General features: G+C 66.9%; 21 protein-coding genes. 15 read left to right on the top strand and 6 right to left on the bottom strand.

Going from position 1 to position 19780, the window contains the following annotated elements; all coding sequences use genetic code 11:
- Positions 1 to 154 precede the first annotated feature (154 nt).
- From aceA to AC5Y4H_RS14680, 3 genes are all read left to right on the top strand, one after another.
- Positions 155 to 1441, top strand: coding sequence for an isocitrate lyase (gene aceA / locus AC5Y4H_RS14690; protein WP_499982826.1), 1287 nt, complete (start codon positions 155 to 157; stop codon positions 1439 to 1441).
- A gap of 288 nt (positions 1442 to 1729) precedes the next feature.
- Positions 1730 to 2593, top strand: a complete 864-nt coding sequence (locus AC5Y4H_RS14685) for a 3-hydroxybutyryl-CoA dehydrogenase (RefSeq protein WP_499982824.1) — start codon at positions 1730 to 1732, stop codon at positions 2591 to 2593.
- An 88-nt stretch (positions 2594 to 2681) separates the two neighbouring features.
- Complete coding sequence (locus tag AC5Y4H_RS14680) at positions 2682 to 3542, top strand: cyclopropane mycolic acid synthase family methyltransferase (protein WP_499982822.1); 861 nt, start codon at positions 2682 to 2684, stop codon at positions 3540 to 3542.
- A 60-nt stretch (positions 3543 to 3602) separates the two neighbouring features.
- Here the strand turns inward: AC5Y4H_RS14680 and pcaA are convergent, their stop codons facing one another.
- Together pcaA and AC5Y4H_RS14670 are read right to left on the bottom strand one after the other, a co-directional pair.
- Positions 3603 to 4466 carry a cyclopropane mycolic acid synthase PcaA gene (pcaA, locus tag AC5Y4H_RS14675; protein ID WP_499982820.1) on the bottom strand — a complete coding sequence of 288 codons (864 nt, stop codon included), beginning with the start codon at positions 4464 to 4466 and terminating at the stop codon, positions 3603 to 3605.
- Positions 4467 to 4652: 186 nt separating this feature from the next.
- On the bottom strand, positions 4653 to 5366 hold the full coding sequence (locus AC5Y4H_RS14670) for a TetR/AcrR family transcriptional regulator (RefSeq protein WP_067345374.1): 714 nt from the start codon (positions 5364 to 5366) through the stop codon (positions 4653 to 4655).
- Between the two features lie 134 nt (positions 5367 to 5500).
- Between AC5Y4H_RS14670 and AC5Y4H_RS14665 the strand changes: the two genes are divergently transcribed.
- The 6 genes from AC5Y4H_RS14665 (at position 5501) to deoC (ending at position 9766) form a co-directional block, all read left to right on the top strand.
- A complete protein-coding gene (locus AC5Y4H_RS14665; RefSeq protein ID WP_499982818.1) occupies positions 5501 to 6883 on the top strand; it encodes a DUF445 domain-containing protein in 1383 nt (460 codons plus the stop codon).
- 94 nt (positions 6884 to 6977) lie between these two features.
- Entirely contained in the window at positions 6978 to 7394 is a 417-nt protein-coding gene (locus AC5Y4H_RS14660; RefSeq protein WP_067122764.1) for a helix-turn-helix domain-containing protein, read from the top strand.
- Between the two features lie 275 nt (positions 7395 to 7669).
- On the top strand, positions 7670 to 8275 hold the full coding sequence (gene hbhA, locus AC5Y4H_RS14655; protein ID WP_499982817.1) for a heparin-binding hemagglutinin HbhA: 606 nt from the start codon (positions 7670 to 7672) through the stop codon (positions 8273 to 8275).
- Positions 8276 to 8362: 87 nt separating this feature from the next.
- Positions 8363 to 8650 carry a DUF2516 family protein gene (locus tag AC5Y4H_RS14650; protein WP_067122766.1) on the top strand — a complete coding sequence of 96 codons (288 nt, stop codon included), beginning with the start codon at positions 8363 to 8365 and terminating at the stop codon, positions 8648 to 8650.
- Positions 8651 to 8654: 4 nt separating this feature from the next.
- A complete protein-coding gene (locus tag AC5Y4H_RS14645; RefSeq protein ID WP_499982815.1) occupies positions 8655 to 9089 on the top strand; it encodes a DUF2599 domain-containing protein in 435 nt (144 codons plus the stop codon).
- Positions 9089 to 9766, top strand: a complete 678-nt coding sequence (deoC, locus tag AC5Y4H_RS14640) for a deoxyribose-phosphate aldolase (RefSeq protein ID WP_499982814.1) — start codon at positions 9089 to 9091, stop codon at positions 9764 to 9766. Before AC5Y4H_RS14645 ends, deoC begins: the two co-directional genes overlap by 1 nt.
- A 23-nt stretch (positions 9767 to 9789) precedes the next feature.
- On the opposite strand, the gene AC5Y4H_RS14635 is transcribed toward deoC, so the two are convergent.
- The 3 genes from AC5Y4H_RS14635 to AC5Y4H_RS14625 are packed head-to-tail and all read right to left on the bottom strand — an operon-like array spanning position 9790 to position 12220.
- Positions 9790 to 10833 carry an LmeA family phospholipid-binding protein gene (locus AC5Y4H_RS14635; protein ID WP_499982813.1) on the bottom strand — a complete coding sequence of 348 codons (1044 nt, stop codon included), beginning with the start codon at positions 10831 to 10833 and terminating at the stop codon, positions 9790 to 9792.
- On the bottom strand, positions 10830 to 11651 hold the full coding sequence (locus AC5Y4H_RS14630) for a carbon-nitrogen hydrolase family protein (RefSeq protein WP_499982811.1): 822 nt from the start codon (positions 11649 to 11651) through the stop codon (positions 10830 to 10832). Before AC5Y4H_RS14630 ends, AC5Y4H_RS14635 begins: the two co-directional genes overlap by 4 nt.
- A gap of 56 nt (positions 11652 to 11707) precedes the next feature.
- The gene (locus AC5Y4H_RS14625) at positions 11708 to 12220 is read right to left on the bottom strand and encodes a DUF2505 domain-containing protein (protein ID WP_499982809.1); all 513 of its coding nucleotides are present in this window, start codon (positions 12218 to 12220) and stop codon (positions 11708 to 11710) included.
- A gap of 26 nt (positions 12221 to 12246) precedes the next feature.
- Here AC5Y4H_RS14625 and AC5Y4H_RS14620 point away from each other — a divergent pair, with 26 nt between their 5' ends.
- A complete protein-coding gene (locus tag AC5Y4H_RS14620) occupies positions 12247 to 13362 on the top strand; it encodes a UDP-N-acetylmuramate dehydrogenase (protein WP_499982807.1) in 1116 nt (371 codons plus the stop codon).
- Positions 13363 to 13394: 32 nt separating this feature from the next.
- On the top strand, positions 13395 to 14771 hold the full coding sequence (locus AC5Y4H_RS14615; RefSeq protein ID WP_499982858.1) for a L,D-transpeptidase: 1377 nt from the start codon (positions 13395 to 13397) through the stop codon (positions 14769 to 14771).
- Here AC5Y4H_RS14615 and AC5Y4H_RS14610 read toward each other — a convergent pair.
- Positions 14755 to 15504, bottom strand: a complete 750-nt coding sequence (locus tag AC5Y4H_RS14610) for an SDR family NAD(P)-dependent oxidoreductase (RefSeq protein WP_499982806.1) — start codon at positions 15502 to 15504, stop codon at positions 14755 to 14757. The two genes, AC5Y4H_RS14615 and AC5Y4H_RS14610, sit on opposite strands and share 17 nt — an antisense overlap.
- 236 nt (positions 15505 to 15740) lie before the next feature.
- Here AC5Y4H_RS14610 and AC5Y4H_RS14605 point away from each other — a divergent pair, with 236 nt between their 5' ends.
- The 4 genes from AC5Y4H_RS14605 (at position 15741) to AC5Y4H_RS14590 (ending at position 19656) form a co-directional block, all read left to right on the top strand.
- Positions 15741 to 17018: an ROK family protein gene (locus AC5Y4H_RS14605; protein WP_499982856.1), complete on the top strand. Its 1278-nt coding sequence runs from the start codon at positions 15741 to 15743 to the stop codon at positions 17016 to 17018.
- Positions 17019 to 17079: 61 nt separating this feature from the next.
- Positions 17080 to 18354 carry a D-inositol-3-phosphate glycosyltransferase gene (mshA, locus tag AC5Y4H_RS14600; protein WP_499982804.1) on the top strand — a complete coding sequence of 425 codons (1275 nt, stop codon included), beginning with the start codon at positions 17080 to 17082 and terminating at the stop codon, positions 18352 to 18354.
- Positions 18351 to 18881 carry a type III secretion system chaperone family protein gene (locus AC5Y4H_RS14595; RefSeq protein WP_499982802.1) on the top strand — a complete coding sequence of 177 codons (531 nt, stop codon included), beginning with the start codon at positions 18351 to 18353 and terminating at the stop codon, positions 18879 to 18881. The genes mshA and AC5Y4H_RS14595 overlap by 4 nt, the downstream gene beginning before the upstream one ends.
- 25 nt (positions 18882 to 18906) lie before the next feature.
- Positions 18907 to 19656 carry a phosphoglyceromutase gene (locus tag AC5Y4H_RS14590; RefSeq protein WP_499982801.1) on the top strand — a complete coding sequence of 250 codons (750 nt, stop codon included), beginning with the start codon at positions 18907 to 18909 and terminating at the stop codon, positions 19654 to 19656.
- Positions 19657 to 19780: the final 124 nt, after the last annotated feature.

The following is a 19780-nucleotide window of genomic DNA, read 5'->3' as shown; positions in this document are numbered from 1 at the left end:
CCTTCCCGTTGCTTAAATTGGCAACTGAAACGGGTAGACCGGCCCCCTTGAGCTGTGCCATCTTCGAGTTAGCACACCAGCGAAGTTGAGCCGCTAGCTACCGCCGGTGAGGCGTCCAGCACTCAGTAGTGAAGATCGTGAAGGAGCATGCCCAATGTCTGTCGTTGGCACCCCCAAGAGCGCCGAACAGATTCAGAAGGACTGGGACACCAACCCGCGTTGGAAGGATGTCACCCGGACCTACACCGCCAAGGACGTCGTCGCCTTGCAGGGCTCCGTGGTCGAGGAGGCCACCCTGGCCCGCCGCGGCGCTGAGGTGCTGTGGGAGCAGCTGCACGACCTGGAGTACATCAACGCCCTGGGCGCCCTGACCGGCAACATGGCCGTGCAGCAGGTGCGTGCCGGCCTGAAGGCCATCTACCTGTCGGGCTGGCAGGTCGCCGGCGACGCCAACCTGTCCGGCCACACCTACCCCGACCAGAGCCTGTACCCGGCCAACTCGGTGCCGCAGGTGGTGCGCCGGATCAACAACGCGCTGCTGCGCGCCGACGAGATCGCCGCGGTCGAGGGTGACACCTCGGTCGAGAACTGGCTGGCACCGATCGTCGCCGACGGTGAGGCCGGCTTCGGTGGCGCGCTCAACGTCTACGAGCTGCAAAAGGCCATGATCGCCGCCGGTGTGGCGGGGTCGCACTGGGAGGACCAGCTGGCCTCGGAGAAGAAGTGTGGCCACCTGGGCGGCAAGGTGCTGATCCCAACCCAGCAGCACATCCGGACCCTGACCTCGGCCCGCCTGGCTGCCGACGTGTGCGACGTGCCGACCGTCGTCATCGCCCGGACCGACGCCGAGGCCGCCACGCTGATCACCTCCGACGTCGACGAGCGCGACCAGCCGTTCATCACCGGTGAGCGCACCAAGGAAGGCTTCTACCGAGTCCGCAATGGCTTGGAGCCCTGCATCGCCCGGGCCAAGGCCTACGCGCCGTTCTCCGACCTGATCTGGATGGAGACCGGAACCCCCGACCTCGAGCTCGCCGCCAAGTTCGCCGAGGGCGTCAAGTCCGAGTTCCCCGACCAGATGCTGGCCTACAACTGCTCGCCGTCGTTCAACTGGCGCAAGCACCTGGACGACTCCACCATCGCGAAGTTCCAAAAGGAGCTCGCGGCAATGGGATTCAAGTTCCAGTTCATCACGCTGGCCGGCTTCCACGCCCTGAACTACTCGATGTTCGATCTGGCCTACGGCTACGCCCGCAACCAGATGAGCGCTTACGTCGAGCTGCAGGAGCGCGAGTTCGCCGCCGAGGAGCGCGGCTACACCGCCACCAAGCACCAGCGTGAGGTGGGCGCCGGTTACTTCGACCGCATCGCCACCACGGTGGACCCGACCTCGTCGACCACCGCGCTGACCGGTTCCACCGAAGAGGGCCAGTTTCACTGAGGCCGAGCGGGCTTTGGCCCGCGAGGACGACGTGAAACCAAGGGCGTGAGTCACTGAGGCCGAGCGGGCTTTGGCCCGCGAGGACGAGGTGAAACCAAGGGCGTGAGTCACTGAGGCCGAGCGGGCTTTGGCCGCGAGGACGAAGTGAAACGGAGGGCTTGAGCCCACTGGGGCGTGAGTCCGCGGCGCAAGCCGCCTGAAATGAGATGAAGTAGCGTAGGCCCCGCCCAGCTAACCTGGGCGGGGCCTATTGCGGTGCAACACGATACGACACCGAAAGAGAAATCAGTGAGTGACGCAACGATTCAGCGCGTAGGGGTGGTCGGGGCCGGCCAGATGGGGTCCGGCATCGCCGAGGTCTCGGTCCGTGCCGGTGTCGACGTGACCGTGTTCGAGACCACCGAAGCCCTCATCACGGCCGGCCGCAACCGCATCGTGAAGTCGCTGGAGCGCGGCGTCAGTGCCGGCAAGGTGACCGAGCGGGAACGTGACCGGGCCCTGAGCAAGCTCACCTTCACCACCGATCTGAAGGAGCTCGCCGACCGCCAACTGGTCATCGAGGCGATCGTCGAGGACGACGCCGTCAAGGCGCAGGTCTTCGCCGAGCTCGACCGGGTCATCACCGACCCAGACGCGGTTCTGGCGTCCAACACCTCCAGCATCCCGATCATGAAGATCGCGGCGGCCACCAAGAACCCCCAACGCGTGCTGGGTCTGCACTTCTTCAACCCGGTGCCGGTGCTGCCCCTGGTCGAGTTGGTCAGCACGCTGGTCACCGACGACGCCGCCGTCGCGCGCACCGAGGAATTCGCGAGCGCGGTCCTGGGCAAGCAGGTCGTGCGCTGCTCCGACCGGTCCGGTTTCGTGGTGAACGCGTTGCTGGTGCCCTACCTGCTCTCGGCCATCCGCATGGTGGAAGCCGGTTTTGCCACCGTCGAAGACGTCGACAAGGCCGTAGTGGCGGGGCTGTCGCACCCGATGGGTCCGCTGCGGCTGTCCGACCTCGTCGGTTTGGACACCCTCAAGCTGATCGCGGACAAGATGTTCGAGGAGTTCAAGGAACCGCACTACGGCCCGCCACCGCTGTTGTTGCGCATGGTGGAGGCCGGCCGGCTCGGCAAGAAGACGGGCCAGGGCTTCTATACCTACTAAAGGCTCGCGGCCCGTGGCGTCATTGGCATCGAATTCGGTTGTTGGATAGTATCCACGCGATCCAACCGACGAGAGGTGTGCACCGGGCATGACTGGACTGGAACCCTATTACGAGGAGTCGCAGTCCATCTACGACGTCTCGGACGAATTCTTCGCGTTATTCCTGGACGCCACCATGGGTTACACGTGCGCCTATTTCGAGCGCGACGACATGACGCTTGAAGAAGCGCAGATCGCGAAGTTCGACCTGGCGTTGGGGAAGCTGAACCTCGAGCCCGGCATGACGCTGCTGGACATCGGCTGCGGTTGGGGCGGTGCATTGAAGCGGGCTGTCGAGAAGTATGACGTCAACGTCATAGGGATCACGCTGAGCCGCAACCAGTTTGAGTACAGCAGGAACAAGCTGGCCGGGCTGCCGACGGACCGCAATATCGAGGTGCGCCTGCAGGGCTGGGAAGAGTTCGAGAACAAGGTCGACCGGATTGTGTCCATCGGCGCCTTCGAGGCATTCAAAATGGAACGCTATCCCGCGTTTTTTGAACGCGCCTACGACATCCTTCCCGATGACGGCCGGATGCTTTTGCACACGATTCTGGCCTACTCGCAGCAACAGCAGCACGAACGTGGCGTCTCGATCACGATGAGCGATTTACGGTTCATGCGATTCATCGGCCAGGAAATTTTTCCGGGCGGTCAGCTGCCTGCACAGGAAGACATTTTCAAATTCGGTGAGGCGGCGGGCTTCTCGATCGAGCGGGTCCAGCTGCTGCAGAAGCACTACGAGCGGACCCTCAACATTTGGGCGGCCAACCTGGAAGCCAACAAGGACCGGGCGATCGCCATCCAGTCCCAAGAGGTTTACGACCGCTATATGCACTATCTGACGGGGTGCGAGAATTTCTTCCGCAGGGGCGTCAGCAACGTGGGCCAATTCACGATGGTCAAGTAGCGCAAATCAATTCAGCCCCCACGGTGATCCGTGGGGGCTGAAGTGCTTTTGGCGCGCCGATTACTTCTCCAACGTGAACTGATTGACGTCGGTGTAGCCCTCCCGGAATAGCTCCGCGCAGCCGGTGAGGTACTTCATGTATCGGTCGTAGACCTCTTGGGACTGGATCGCCAGAGCCTGCTCCCGATTCGCCTCGAGTGCCTCGGCCCACAGATCCAATGTCCGGGCGTAGTGCAGCTGCAGCGACTGAACCCGGGTCAGGTCGAAGCCCACCGTGACCCCGTACTCACCGACGGTCTGCGGGGTCGGCAGCCAGCCGCCGGGGAAGATTTCGGCCAGGATGAATTGCGAGAACTGGACGATCTCGTGGGTCAGTTTCATGCCTTTGGCCCGGGCCTCCTTGAACGAGGGCCGAACGATGGTGTGCAGCAACATCACTCCGCCGGGCGGCAGCGCTTCGTAGGCCATCTTGAAGAAGCGCCCGTAGCGCTGACGGCCGAAGTGCTCGAAGGCGCCGATCGACACGATGCGGTCCACCGGCTCGTGGAACTTCTCCCAGCCCTCCAGCAGCACCCGCCTGGTGCGGGGGGTGTCCATCTCATCGAAGGACTTCTGCACGTGCTCGGCCTGGTTCTCCGACAGGGTCAGGCCGACAACGTTGACGTCGTATTTCTCGATGGCTCGCCGCAGGGTGGCGCCCCAGCCGCAGCCGATGTCCAGCAGCGTCATCCCAGGCTCGAGCTTGAGCTTTCCGAGCGCGAGATCGATCTTCGCGATCTGCGCCTCCTCGAGCGTCATGTCGTCGCGCTCGAAGTACGCGCAGCTGTAAGTCTGTGTAGGGTCCAGGAACAACCGGAAGAAGTCGTCGGACAAGTCATAATGAGCTTGCACGTTGCCGAAATGCGGTGTGAGCTGCACAGACATGTTGATACGAGCCTTCCTATACGCGGGGGGCCGGGGTAGACGGCCGAACGGGACCCCGCTAAATCCCCCAATACCCCCCTGCATGCTAGTCCCTGCGACGGGCCGAGTCGCCCTCCCAGTCGCGTGCCCAGCTTCACACCGGGCGGGTGCGATTCGCGCAATCGCGGCGCGTACCGAGGCGACTTCTCAGGGCCCGAACTCGCCCTCTCGGGGCGGCACGATCGGTGACGGATGGGGCTCGCCGCGAAATTTCTCGAGCGATCCGCCGACCTCGACGATGCCCTTGAGCGCGTTCCAGCTCAGCATGGTCAGGTAGTCGATCAGCTCGTCGCGACTCATTCGCGGGTACGACATCCACGAGTGGGTGGCCAGCTGCACTCCGCCCACGATCAAATACGCCCATGGTTCCACGCCACCGGTGTCCATCCCGGCGTGTTGCATGCGGCGGCGCATCAGAACCGCGAGCATGCGCGCGATGATGCGCTCGGAGTCGGCAATGACCTTGCTCTTGCTGGCCGAGCTGTTGGACATCACGAACCGGTACGGCTCGGGCTCGTTCGCTACGGTCTCGACGTACACGCGGATGACCTCGCGAGTCAGGTCGAAGCCGTCGAGGCCAGACGTCAGCGCCCCAGCCATGTTGGGAATCAGGGTGGTTTGGGTGAACCGCATCATCACCGCCGTCGTCAGGTCGTTCTTGTCGACGAAATAGCGGTACAGCACCGTTTTGGAGACCCCGATCTCGGCGGCGATCTCATCCATGCTCAGCGCGCCGCCCAATCGGCGAATCGCGTCGATCGTGCCGTCGACCAACTCGTTACGGCGATCCACTTTGTGTTGGTGCCAGCGCCGCTTGCGCCCATCCATCTTGACGCTCACAGCTGTGATGTGCTCTGCCACAGTCGCCAAATTCCCATTCGCTAGACGCCCCTGATCTTACGGCGTGACAGGGTCGGTTTCTTGGCACGGCCGGGCGCGATGAGACGTCGCGAACAGTGTCGTCACACCAATCGGTGGGAAAGATAGATGATGGAGTGGTGGCACATCGAGCCTCGGTGAGAGGCGAAGCTTCGGGCCCGCCGGTGGCGAGGCCCGATTCGTCGATGCCGTCGACGGCGGCCCGCCCCCTTCGCGCATCGTTCGCCGAGTCGTTCGCCGGCGCCGACCCCGAAGCCGACGCCCAGCGCCGGGTGGCGTTGCGCCGAATGAAAATGGTGGCACTGAGCTTTCTGATCGGTGCCACCGCCGTGTTCCTCGCCTGTCGATGGGCCCAGGCGCACGTCAGTTTGGGGGCCTGGGTGGGGTATGTCGGCGCCGCCGCCGAGGCCGGCATGGTGGGCGCCCTGGCGGACTGGTTCGCCGTGACCGCGCTGTTCCGACACCCCCTGGGCATTCCCATCCCACACACCGCGATCATCAAACGTAAGAAAGACCAGCTCGGCGAGGGCCTGGGCACGTTCGTCCGGGAAAACTTCCTGTCGCCGGAGGTCGTCGAAACCAAGCTGCGCGACGCCCAGGTGTCCGGCAGGCTCGGCAAATGGCTGTCGGAGGCCGCGCACGCCGAGCGGGTGGCCAGCGAGACGGCCACGGTGCTGCGGGTGCTGGTGGAACTCCTGCGCGACGAGGACGTGCAGCAGGTGATCGACCGGATGATCGTGCGCCGGATCGCCGAACCACAGTGGGGTCCACCAGTGGGACGAGTGCTGGCCACCCTGCTGGCCGAGCACCGGCAGGAGGCGCTGATCCAGTTGCTGGCCGACCGGGCCTTTCAGTGGTCGCTGAAGGCCGGCGAGGTCATTCAACGGGTGGTCGAGCGTGACTCGCCGACCTGGTCGCCTCGGTTCGTCGACCACTTGGTCGGCGACCGCATCCATCGCGAATTGATGGACTTCACCGACAAGGTGCGCCGCAATCCGGACCACGAACTGCGCCGGTCGGCCACCCGCTTCCTGTTCGACTTCGCCGAGGACCTGCAACACGACCCGGACACGATCGCGCGGGCCGACGCCATCAAGGAGCAGCTGATGGCGCGCGACGAGATCGCGAACGCCGCGGCGACGGCATGGAAGACACTGAAGCGGCTGGTGCTCGAGGGGGTGGACGATCCGTCCAGCGCGCTTCGGACCCGGATCGCCGACGCCGTGGTCCGCATCGGGGAGTCGCTGCGCGACGACGCCGACCTGCGGGACAAGGTCGACAACTGGTTGGTCCGGGCGGCTCAGCACCTGGTTTCGCAATATGGGGTGGAGATCACAGCGATCATCACCGACACGATCGAGCGTTGGGACGCCGAGGAGGCCAGCCGGCGCATCGAACTGCACGTGGGCCGTGACCTGCAATTTATCCGGATCAACGGAACTGTGGTCGGTTCACTGGCGGGCTTGGTGATCTACGCCGTGGCGCAGTTGTTGATCTAGCTAATTTCTAGTAGTGCTAACAAGTGCTTGCAATAGCAAGCACTTGTAGTAGTCTGAGCGCGTCAAAGATCAGCCAGCCGACCAGGAGCACGCCATGACGCCCGAGGAGAAGCTCTCCGCGAAGGTGTCCAACGCTGCCTCCGATATGGCCTCTGACATCGGTAGTTTCATCCGTAGCCAGCGCGAACTCGCGCAGGTGTCGGTGCGTCAACTCGCCGAAAAATCCGGGGTCAGCAATCCATATTTAAGCCAGGTGGAGCGCGGGTTGCGTAAGCCCTCCGCCGACGTCTTGAACCAGATCGCGAAGGCCCTTAGGGTCTCCGCCGAGGTTCTCTATGTGCGCGCCGGGATTCTCGAACCAAGTGACAAAAGTCAGGTGCGGGACGCGATCGTCACTGACACTGCGATCACCGAGCGGCAAAAGCAAATCCTGCTCGACATCTATTCATCGTTCACGCAGCAAAACGAATCGATCCAAGAGGAGTGTCCGACCGAGTCCGACAGCGAGTGATCAGTCCGCTTCACCCGGCGCCGTAACCATCTGGCCTGGGAGTCTGCGCCAGAGGCGGGCTTGTCGCATCGCGGTCGCGAGTTGGTGATGTATAGACGACCGGCCGTCGTGGTTACCCAAAGGGAGGATCTCCCGGTTCCAGCGGATCGCTGGACGAACCATCCCGGCACTGGCGGCCCCAGTTGCGAAGGAGACGTTTGCACCTAACTTCTCGACCAGACAGCCAATAACACCGAATAACGCCAAATAGCGAAAACACAATGAAAGGAACGACCATGGCGGAAAACACGAACATCGAAGACCTGCGGGCCCCGCTGCTCGCGGCGCTGGGCGCGGCCGACCTGGCCCTGGCCACCGTCAACGACCTGATCGCCGGCCTGCGTGAGCGTGCCGAAGAGACCCGCGCCGAGACCCGCACCCGGGTCGGGGAGCGTCGCGCCCGCCTGACCAAGCTCCAGGAGGACCTGCCCGAGCAGTTCACCGAGCTGCGCGACAAGTTCACCACCGATGAGCTGCGCAAGGCCGCCGAGGGCTACCTGGAGGCGGCGACCAGCCGGTACAACGAGCTGGTGGAGCGCGGCGAGGCGGCCCTGCAGCGGCTGCGCAACCAGACCGCGTTCGAGGACGCGTCCGCACGCGCCGAGGGCTACGTCGACCAGGCCGTCGAGCTGACGCAGGAGGCTCTCGGCACCGTCGCTTCGCAGACCCGCGCGGTCGGCGAGCGCGCCGCCAAGCTGGTTGGCATCGAGCTGCCGGGCAAGACCGAGGCGACCACCAAGAAGGCCCAGAAGGCCGTCGCCAAGAAGGCCCCGGCCAAGAAGGCCCCGGCCAAGAAGGCCCCGGCCAAGAAGGCCCCGGCTAAGAAGGTCACCCAGAAGTAGCAAGTCAGTCCCACAGCGTTCGGCTCCGAGTCGCCTTCGGGTGACTCGGAGTCGACGTTTTGGCGGGTGCCCGCATACCCTTAAGGCGTGAACCACCTCGTGGGAACGGTCATGTTGATCTTGCAGATCGCCGTTTTAGTGACGGCGATCTATGCGTTCGTGCATGCCGCGCTACAACGACCTGACGCCTACACCGCCGCCGAGAAGCTGACCAAGCCGGTGTGGTTGCTGATCCTCGGCGGGGCCGTCGCCCTGACGTCCATCCTGGGATTCGTCTTCGGCGTGCTGGGTATGGCGATCGCGGCCTGTGCCGCCGGTGTGTATCTGGTCGATGTTCGGCCCAAACTGCTTGAGATTCAGGGTAAGTCGCGCTAGCGGAATGAAGATCCTGCTGACGGCGCCGGTCGCGGTGCTCGTCGCCTTGTCCTGTCCGATACCGCACGCCGTTGCCGCGCCCGACCCGGGCAGCGACGCGGCGAACCCGCCCGCCCCGCCCTACATCGACCACACCCGATGGGCGCACTGGCAGGGCAGGCCCAGCCTGCGGGTATTTCCGTCGCCGGCCGGCCGAACCGCCTCGAGGATCCCCGATACCACGGCGCCGGCCGACGAGGCCTGGGCCGAGGTGCTCGCCTTGTCCCCCGACGCCGACACCGCCGGCATGCGCGCGCAGTTCATCTGCCACTGGCAGTTCGCCGAACTCGCCCAGCCCGGCAAACTCAGCTGGAACCTGGAGCCGTGGCGACCGGTCGTCGACGACACCGAAATGGTCGCCTCCGGCTGCAATCCCGGCGGTCCGGAAGAATCCTTCTAATGGCAACCCAACCGAGCCGAGCGCAGTTGGCGGCGCTCGTCGACCACACCCTGCTCAAGCCGGAGGCGACCAGCGCCGACGTGGCGGCCCTGGTCGACGAAGCGGCCGAACTGGGCGTCTACGCAGTGTGCGTCTCGCCCTCGATGGTTCCGGTCGCGGTGCGAGCCGGCACCGGCGTGCGGGTGGCCAGCGTGGCGGGCTTTCCCTCCGGCAAGCACCTCCCGGCGGTGAAGGCGCACGAAGCGGCCCTTGCGGTCGAGTCCGGTGCCTGCGAGATCGACATGGTCATCGATGTCGGGGCGGCGCTGGCCGGCGACCTTGACGCGGTGCAGTCAGACGTCCATGCCGTGCGCAACGCGATCGGCGGCACCGTGCTCAAGGTGATCGTGGAGTCGGCGGCGCTGCTGGCGCTGGCCGACGAGCCCACGCTGACAAAGGTGTGTTGCGCCGCCGAATCCGCCGGTGCCGACTTCGTGAAGACGTCGACGGGATTTCATCCGGCCGGTGGCGCATCCGTGCGCGCGGTGGCCCTGATGGCCGAGGCGGTCGGCGGCCGTCTGGGGGTGAAGGCGAGCGGCGGCATCCGCACGGCCGCGGATGCGCTGGCGATGCTGGATGCCGGTGCCACCCGCCTCGGGCTGTCTGGCACCCGGGGCGTGCTCGACGGCCTCGCTTGAGCCGACGAACTACCCGTTCGCCGTCAGAGGTTGGCGAAGCAGGGGTCGTTGTCGTTGCCGTTCGGGATGCTGGCGTTCCTGGTCGAGAAGTGGCTCGTCACACCCGTGTCGGTGACCTGCACGCTGTCGGCGTGAATACCCAGCGGGTAGTTCTTCGTCTGGTTGGACGTGAACTCGTCCAGCGTCGACTGCACCGACTCCTTGGGCATGGTGAAACCGAGCGCGTTGAAATTGACGATCTGCAGCTGCAACCCGTTGCCCGACACGACCGGCTTGGCCGTGATGTTGTCCAACATGCCCTTCAACTCGATGGTGCCGTCGGCGGGATGGGTGGTGACGGTGTTGGTGACGAACGGACCGAGAACCGGGACCGCATCCTGCACCGACTGCTTGATGCCGTCACTGGTCCAGGTGATGGTGGCGTCCAGCGAGCCGATGGTGCCCTTCGAGTTGCCGTTGTCCTTCAGCCGGACGTCGTTGATGTTGATCGAGAGCTTCATGCCCTTGGCGTCGCGCAGGTTGTTGCCGGCCGTCTGCACCGAGATGTTGGTGTAGTGCTTGGTCGCCACTTGCCACAGCATCAGGGGCGTCACCCCGAAGGACGCGGTGGCCTGGTCCTTGACCTCGCACGCGACCGCCTGGGCAACCTTGTTGTTCGCGGTGTGGCGCACGTACAGCTCGGCCCCGATGAGGGCGGCGATGATCAACGCGAACACGATGACGAAGATCAGCAGGATGGAAACCGGGTCACGACCGAAGCGGCGCTTCTTCTTCCCCGGCGCCGCCTCGTCGCCGGGCGGAGTGGTCAGCCGCTCCGTCGGGCCGGCGGGCGGGGTGGGTGGCGGCGGGTGGCCGGCCTGCTGCATGTTCGGCTGCGGCGTGCCGAATCGCTCCGTCCGCCCGGGCGGGGGACCGTGGGTCGGCGGCGGCGGCGGTACGTGACCCGGGCCGCCGGTGCTGATCCGCTCGGTCGGCCGCTCCGTGGGGGGCTGGCCGAAAGGCCCCTGTTGGGGGGGACGGGCCCACTTCGACGGGTCCTGGTTCGGTGGTCCTTGTGGGTTCGTCACCCGACCGATTCTGCCCTATCAACCTGAGTAAAGTCAGAGCGGTTGCGAAGGACCGCGATACTCTCGCGGGCCTCGGCCACCCTTCCGACGTCGATGTCGGCAACCAGTAGCTGCGGATCAGAGCCGGCCGACGCGACCACATCGCCCAGCGGCGACACGAGCATGCTCCCCCCGACGCCGGTCGGTGCCCCCGACCCGGATCGGTCAGTGTCGCCGGGATCGGCCTGCCCCGCCGCCGCCACGTAGCTCGTCGAATCGAGTGCGCGGGCGCGAGCCAACAGCGTCCACTGGTCGAGTTTGCCGGGACCCGCACCCCAGGACGCGCACACCGCGATCACCTCGGCGCCGCGGCGGGCCAATTCGGTGTAGAGCGCCGGAAAACGAACGTCATAGCAGACGGTCAGCCCCACCCGGACGTCGTCCACCGTGATCACCACCGGATCGTGTCCCGGTGCGACCGTGCGTGATTCGGTGAACCCGAACGCGTCGTACAGGTGGATCTTGTCGTAGTGGGCGCAATCGTGGGGGCCGGCCGCGATCAGTGTGTTCTTCACCCGCCCGTCACCCGACGGGGTGAACATCCCGGCGACGACGGTGATGTGGGAATCGGCCGCGATGCGGCGCACCCCGTCGGCCCACGGCCCGTCGACCGGCTCAGCGACCGGGCCCAGCGGCACGCCGAACCGGCACATGGTCGCCTCCGGGAACACCACCAGCTGCGCGCCCTCCTCGCCGGCCTGGCGGCTGTATTCGGCCACCAGCTGCAAGTTCGCCGCGGGGTCGGTGCCGCTGAGGATCTGCGCCAGGGCGATTCGCATGAGCGCCAGCTTAGGCCCGCCGCCCACGCGCGCCCGCCGCGCGGCGTGCGAGGGCCTCACGCCGTATTGGCGATCCACTCCGTGGTGAAGCGTTGCTCCGCGGCGACCAGCTCGGCCAGCCGGGTGCCGATGATGTTCTCCAACTTGCCGCCGATGATCGGGACGCGCACGTGGACCGTGGCCCGAAACGTCAGCCGGCTGCCGCCGGACTTTTCGATGGGCTCCAGGACGGCGGTGCCGGCCAGGTTCACCGGCGCATCCACGATGGAACCCACGACCTTCGCCGTCGCGGCGCCGCCGGTGACCGGCCCCCACGCCTCCTCGCGGCGGATGCGCAGGTCACCGCTGTGCAGCTGCGTAACCATCCCCGGCAGCTTGTCGGTGCGGATCACCTGCAGCGTGACGACCTCGACGGTGTCCTCGTCGCCGACCCGCATCGATTCCAGTGTCGCGACGTCGACGCCGGACCCGGCCAGCCTGGCCCGCCAATAGTTTTCATCGGTGAAGGCGCGGTGCACCTCGTCAACGCTGCCGTCGTAGTCGGCCGACAAGTCGAATGAACGCGGCATAGCAGGTCAGGCTACCGTTACGGGCCATGAAAGCCAGCGGAGCCGGTTCGGAGTTCGCCGGTGCGCCGGTGCGCGACGCGGCGCCACTGGCGCCGCTGACGACGCTGCGGGTCGGGCCGACCGCGCGCCGATTGATCACCTGTGCCACCAGCGAACAGGTGATAGCCACGTTGCGGCGACTGGACGCCGAAACGGCTGGCGGGCAACGCGACTCGGTGCTGGTGTTCTCCGGCGGTTCCAATCTGGTGATCTCCGACGGGCTGACCGACCTGACCGCGGTGCGGCTGGCCAACGACGGCATCACCGTCGAGGGCAACCTGGTGCGCGCCCAGGCGGGCGCGGTGTGGGACGACGTCGTGGTCACGGCCATCGAGCACGGCCTCGGCGGGCTGGAATGCCTGTCCGGCATCCCCGGTTCGGCCGGGGCCACCCCGGTGCAGAACGTCGGTGCGTACGGGGCCGAAGTCTCCGACACGATCACCCGGGTCCGGGTGCTCGATCGCGGGAGCGGTGAGGTGCACTGGGTGCCGGGCAGCGAGCTGGGGTTCGGCTACCGCACCAGTGTGTTCAAACGTGGCGGCGACGGGCTCGAAACCCCTTCTGTCGTACTGGAAGTGGAGTTCGCGCTGGACGCATCCGGGCGCAGCGCGCCGCTGCGCTACGGCGAGCTGGCCGCCGCGCTGGACGTGGCCGGCGGCGAGCGCGCCGACCCGCAAGCCGTCCGTGAAGCCGTGCTCGCCTTACGGGCGCGCAAGGGCATGGTGCTCGACCCGGCCGACCACGACACCTGGAGCGTGGGATCGTTCTTCACCAACCCGGTGGTCGCCCCGGCCGTCTACGAACGGCTGGCCGCGACAGTCGACGGTCCGGTCCCGAACTACCCCGCGGCCGGCGGCGTCAAGCTGGCCGCCGGCTGGCTGGTGGAGCGGGCCGGCTTCGGCAAGGGCTATCCGCAGCCGGATCGGGACGGCCTCGAAGCGCCCTGCCGGCTGTCCACCAAGCACGCGCTGGCGCTGACCAACCGTGGCGCCGCCGGTTCCGATGACGTGATCAGGTTGGCCCGCGCCGTCCGCGACGGAGTGCGGGATGTGTTTGCCATCACACTGGTCCCCGAACCCGTGCTGCTCGGCTGCAGGCTGTAGCCGCAAAATTCGTCGACGCGGGCCCAGCCCCGATTTGTGGTGACCGGGCTGGTCGTTTTTCCCCGGTATCTTTGTTTTCCGTGACCCCGTCCGCCGCCCCACGACCGTTCAATCGGCGTGCGGCTTTGGCGACCCTGGGACTGGGTGTGCTCGCCCCCAACGTGTTGGCCGCGTGTGGCGGCACAACCGCGAAGCAGGCCGAGAAGAAAGAGCAGCCGGCAGCGCAGCTCAAGTACCAGCCCGCCAATGCGACCGACAACGTGGTGCCGATCGTTCCGGTCAGCGTCGAGGTCAGCGACGGCTGGTTCCAGCACGTCACCCTGTCGAACTCGTCGGGCAAGGCCGTCGCGGGCACCTTCAATCAAGACCGCACCGTCTACACGACCTCCGAGCCGCTGGGCTACGACCAGACCTACATCTGGAGCGGCTCCGCCGTCGGGCACGACGGCAAGGCGGTCCCGGTGGCGGGCAAATTCACCACGGTGTCGCCCACCAAGAAGATCGGCGGGTCGTTCCAGCTCGGCGACGGGCAGACCGTCGGGATCGCCGCGCCGATCATCATCCAGTTCGACGCGCCGATCAGCGACAAGGCCACCGTCGAAAAGGCGCTCACCGTCACCACCAACCCGCCCGTCGAGGGCAGCTGGGCCTGGTTGCCCGACGAGGCGGCCGGTGCCCGGGCGCACTGGCGCACGCGCGAGTACTACCCCGCCGGCACCACGGTCAACGTGGAGGCCAAACTCTACGGCCTGCCGTTCGGCGACAGCGCCTACGGCGCCGACGACATCTCGCTGAACATCCAGATCGGTCGCCGACAGGTGGTCAAGGCCGAGGTTTCGTCGCACCGCATCCAGGTGATCCGTGACGAGGGCGTCATCATGGATTTCCCGTGCAGTTACGGCGAGGCCGACAAGGCGCGCAACGTCACCCGCAACGGCATCCACGTGGTCAGCGAGAAATACGCCGACTTCTACATGTCCAACCCGGCCGCCGGCTACAGCCACGTGCACGAACGCTGGGCAGTGCGGATCTCCAACAACGGCGAGTTCATTCACGCCAACCCGGCGAGCTCCGGCGCGCAGGGCAACACCAATGTCACCAACGGTTGCATCAATCTCTCGACGGGCGACGCCGAGCAGTACTTCCAGTCGGCGATATACGGCGACCCGGTCGAGGTGACCGGCAGCTCGATCCAGCTGTCCTACGCCGACGGTGATCTCTGGGACTGGGCCGTGGACTGGGACACCTGGGTCGCCATGTCCGCGCTGCCACCGCCGAGCGCGCACCCGCCGGCCAGCCAGATTCCCGTCACCGCACCGGTCACGCCGTCCAACGCGCCGACTCTGTCGGGGACCCCGACCACAACCACAACCTCGACCAGCGCAGCGCCGTCTAGCCCTGGCGGTTAAACCGCGACGTCGTGGCCTGGTCACGCGGCTTCATCACGATCAAGTCCAGGTCGACGTGCGGCGGCCGCGACGCGACGAACCCGATCACCTCGGCCACGTCGTCGGCCATCAATGGGGTGATGCCCGTGTAAACGGCGTCCGCCCGTTGTTGATCGCCGTCGAAGCGGACCAACGAGAATTCGGTTTCGACCGCACCCGGGGCGATTTCGGTCAGCCGCACCGGCTTGCCCAACAGCTCGCCGCGCAGCGTGCGGTGCAGCGCCCCCTGAGCGTGTTTGGCCGCCGTGTATCCGGCGCCGCCGTCATAAACCTCAAGTGCCGCAACGGAAGTGACGGTGACGATCAGCCCGTCGCCCGAGTCGATCAGCTTGGGCAACAACGCCCGGGTGACCCGCAGCGTGCCGATCACGTTGGTCTCCCACATCCACTGCCAGTGCTCGAGGTCGGCGTCGGCCACCGGCGCCAGGCCCCGGGCACCGCCGGCGTTGTTGACCAGCACGTCGACGCGATCCAGTTTGCTCGCTAGTGTTTCGACCGCCGCATCTTCTGTGACATCGGCCACAATGGCGGTCCCCCCGACTTCACTGGCCAGGGCCTCAATCCGGTCGGCCCGGCGCGCCACTGCGACGACATGAAAGCCCTGCGCAGCTAGGTTTCGGGCGGTTGCTGCGCCGATCCCCGAGCTGGCACCGGTGATTACTGCGACTCGTTTATTCCTGCCAGTTTTAACCATCGAAACAACCTTAATGAACGTGCTAGATTTTGCGTGTGCTCCTCAGCGCCCTGTCCAACACCACGACCGCCGCGTGTCTTTGCGCGGCGGGTGCGTGTTGTTGCTGCGCACTTTGCCGCTCCTGACCCCAAAGCCAGGTGTGGCCAAGACGGCCAGCAAATTCGGACAAAAGGACGCTCGTGCGCACGAATACCCTCACCCATACCCATCATTCGCCCAGCCGTGCCGTCGGGCACCTGCCCGGGCAAAAGGGCCCTCGCTCGGTGCGCCGGCAGATCGTGCCGCCGGCGCTCAACATCCCCGACTCGGCTGCGGCCTCGGTCTTCCGAGCCGTCCGGCTGCGCGGCCCCGTCGGCCGCGACGTCATCGCCGGCGTCACCTCGCTGAGCATCGCCACGGTCAACCGCCAGGTCATCGCGCTGCTGGAAGCGGGCCTACTGCGCGAACGCGCCGACCTGGCCGTCTCCGGCGCGATCGGCCGGCCGCGCGTGCCGGTCGAGGTCAACCACGAGCCATTCGTGACCCTCGGCATCCACATCGGCGCGCGAACCACCAGCATCGTGGCCACCGACCTGTTCGGCCGCACCCTTGACACCGTCGAGACCCCCACGCCGCGCAACCCGGCAGGGCCCGCCCTCGCGACGCTGGCCGACAGCGCCCGCCGCTACCTGCGGCGTTGGCATCGCCGGCGGCCACTGTGGGTGGGTGTCGCCATCGGTGGCACCGTCGACAGCGCCACCGGCCAGGTGGACCACCCGCGACTGGGCTGGCGGCAGGCGCCGGTCGGACAGGTGCTGGCCGACGCGTTGGGCCTGCCGGTCTCGGTGGCCTCGCACGTCGACGCGATGGCGGGCGCCGAGCTGTTGCTGTGCATGCGGCGGTTCCTGCCCAGCTCGCCGACCAGCTTGTACGTCTACGCCCGCGAAACCGTGGGCTATGCGCTGGTGATCGGCGGCCGGGTGCACGTCCCGGCGAGCGGCCCGGGCACCATCGCCACCCTGCCGGCCCACTCGGAGCTGCTCGGCGGCACCGGCCAACTGGAGTCCACCGTCAGCGACGAGGCCGTGGTGGCCGTCGCGCGCCAGCTGCGCATCCTGCCGTTCGCCGCGGCCAGCCGCGCCAACGGATCCGCCACCGGCATCTCTGATCTTTTGCGCGTGGCGCGAGCCGGCAACCAGCAGGCCAAGGACCTGCTCGCCGAGCGGGGCCGCGTGCTCGGTGAGGCGGTGGCGCTGCTGCGCGACATGCTCAACCCCGACGAGCTGGTGGTCGGCGGCCAGGCCTTCACCGGATACCCCGAGGCGATGGAGCACGTCGAGGCGGCGTTCGTCGAACGCACGGTGCTGGGGCCGCGCGACATCCGCCTCACCGCCTTCGGCAACCGGGTGCAGGAGGCCGGCGCGGGAACCGTCTCGCTGTCCGGGCTGTATGCCGATCCACTGGGCGCGATGCGGCGGGCCGGGGCGCTGGACGCCCGGTTGCACGACGTGGCTCGAGACGAGTCGTCCGCCTGACGCGACCATAGTGTCCAGCGCGCTTGGGCTGGCCGGCGAACCATCCTGTAAAGATGACAGGGTGCGGCACGATGACGTCTTCCGGCTGAATGAACCGCGCCGGGTCGCAGTGTTGGCGGTCCACACCTCACCCCTGGCCCAGCCCGGCACCGGCGACGCGGGCGGTATGAACGTCTACGTACTGCAGACCGCGTTGCATCTGGCGCGCCGGGGCATCGACGTGGAGATCTTCACCCGCGCGACCGCCTCCGCCGATCCGCCGCTCGAGCGGGTGGCGCCCGGGGTGCTGGTCCGCAACGTCGTGGCGGGCCCGTTCGAGGGCCTGGACAAATACGACCTGCCCACCCAGCTGTGCGCGTTCGCGGCCGGGGTGCTGCGCGCCGAGGCATCGCACGAGGCCGGCTACTACGACATCGTGCACTCGCACTACTGGCTGTCCGGGCAGGTCGGCTGGCTGGCGCGCGATCGCTGGGCGGTGCCGTTGGTGCACACCGCGCACACGCTCGCCGCGGTCAAGAACGCGGCGCTGGCGGCGGGGGATTCTCCCGAACCGCCGCTGCGCACGGTCGGCGAGCAGCAGGTTGTCGACGAGGCCGACCGGTTGATCGTCAACACCGACGACGAAGCCGAGCAATTGATCTCGATTCACCACGCCGACCCGGCGAGAATCGACGTCGTCCACCCCGGAGTGGATCTCGACGTGTTCCGCCCCGGCGACCGCGGGGCCGCGCGGGCCGCACTGGGACTTCCGCCCGGTGACGACATCGTGGCGTTCGTCGGCCGGATCCAGCCGCTGAAGGCGCCCGACATCGTGTTGCGCGCCGCCGCGAAGTTGCCCGGCGTGCGCATCGTCGTGGCCGGCGGGCCCTCGGGCAGCGGCCTGGCATCCCCGGACGGATTGGCCCGGCTGGCCGACGAACTCGGCATCGCCGGGCGCGTGACGTTTCTGCCCCCACAGTCGCGCCCGAATCTGGCCACGCTGTTCCAGGCGGCCAATCTGGTTGCGGTGCCCAGCTATTCGGAGTCGTTCGGTCTGGTCGCCCTCGAGGCGCAGGCGTGTGGCACGCCGGTGGCCGCGGCCGCGGTCGGCGGGCTGCCGGTGGCCGTGCGGGATGGGGTGACCGGCACGCTGGTGGCCGGGCACGACGTCGACCAGTGGGCCGACGCCCTGGGCCGGCTGCTGCGGTTGCCCGCGGCGCAAGCCGACGCGATGGGCCGTGCGGCCGCCGCGCATGCCGCCACGTTCTCCTGGGATCACACCACCGACGCGCTGTTGGCCAGCTATCGGCGGGCGATTCGTGAATACACCGCAGAGCGGCGGGGGGTGGGCGCATGACGACGACGGTGGAGCGCGTGATCGAGGATGCCCTGCAGGCCAGTGGGCTGAATTACTCGAAACACGCTGGCGCACATGGTGGCTTGTCGGGACTGGTGGTCGAACTGCCCGGCGAGCGCAAGCTCAAGACGAACACCATCCTGAGCATCGGCGAGCATTCGGTGCGGGTCGAGGCGTTCGTGTGCCGCAAGCCCGACGAGAATCACGAGGGCGTTTACCGCTTCCTGCTCAAGCGCAACCGCCGCCTCTACGGCGTGGCCTACACGCTGGACAATGTCGGAGACATCTATCTGGTGGGCCGCATGTCGCTGGCCTCGGTGGACGCCGACGAGCTCGACAGAGTGCTGGGGCAAGTGCTCGAAGCGGTGGATTCGGACTTCAATACGTTGCTGGAGTTGGGTTTTCGTTCGTCGATCCAGAAAGAGTGGGAGTGGCGGGTGTCTCGCGGCGAGTCGTTGAAGAACCTGGAGGCCTTCGCCCACCTGATCGACGACGAAGACGACGGAGATGACGCCGACCACCGCTGAATGAGTGCGTGAGACACTAACCGGCATGGGTGAAACCGCCACGCTGGTCCTGCTTCGCCACGGCGAAAGCGAATGGAACTCGCTGAACCTCTTCACCGGTTGGGTCGACGTGGGCCTCACCGAAAAGGGCCGGACCGAAGCCGTGCGCAGCGGTGAGCTGCTGATCGAGAACAACCTGTTGCCCGACATCCTCTACACGTCGCTGCTGCGCCGCGCCATCTCCACCGCGCACCTGGCGCTGGACGCCGCCGACCGGCTGTGGATTCCGGTGCGGCGCACCTGGCGGCTCAACGAGCGCCATTACGGGGCGCTGCAGGGACTGGACAAGGCCGAGACCAAGGCCCGCTACGGCGACGAGCAGTTCATGGCCTGGCGGCGCAGCTACGACACGCCGCCCCCGCCCATCGAGAAGGGCAGCACCTACAGCCAGGACACCGACCCCCGGTACGCCGACATCGGCGGCGGCCCGCTCACCGAATGCCTGGCCGACGTGGTGGTGCGCTTCCTGCCGTATTTCACCGATGTCATCGTTCCGGACCTGCGCAGCGGCAAGACGGTGCTGATCGTGGCGCACGGCAACTCGCTGCGGGCCCTGGTCAAGCACCTCGACCAGGTGTCCGACGAGGAGATCGCCGGATTGAACATCCCGACCGGCATCCCGCTCCGCTACGACCTGGACGCTGACCTGCGGCCGGTGGTGCCGGGCGGTACCTACCTCGACCCGGAGGCGGCCGCCGCCGGTGCGGCCGCGGTTGCCAGCCAGGGGCGCGGCTGACACCGGCCTGGCGCGCCCTTTCGCGAGATAAAGGCCATTTAGCCAAACATCGCGTGAACGGGAGCGGAACACCTGTTGCGCATGGTGTGACTTGTCCGATTTTGGCCTCGTTCCGCTAGGGCAG

The organism is Mycobacterium sp. NGS58 (genome assembly GCF_059812385.1).
This window is presented reverse-complemented; position numbering and strand designations above follow the sequence as displayed.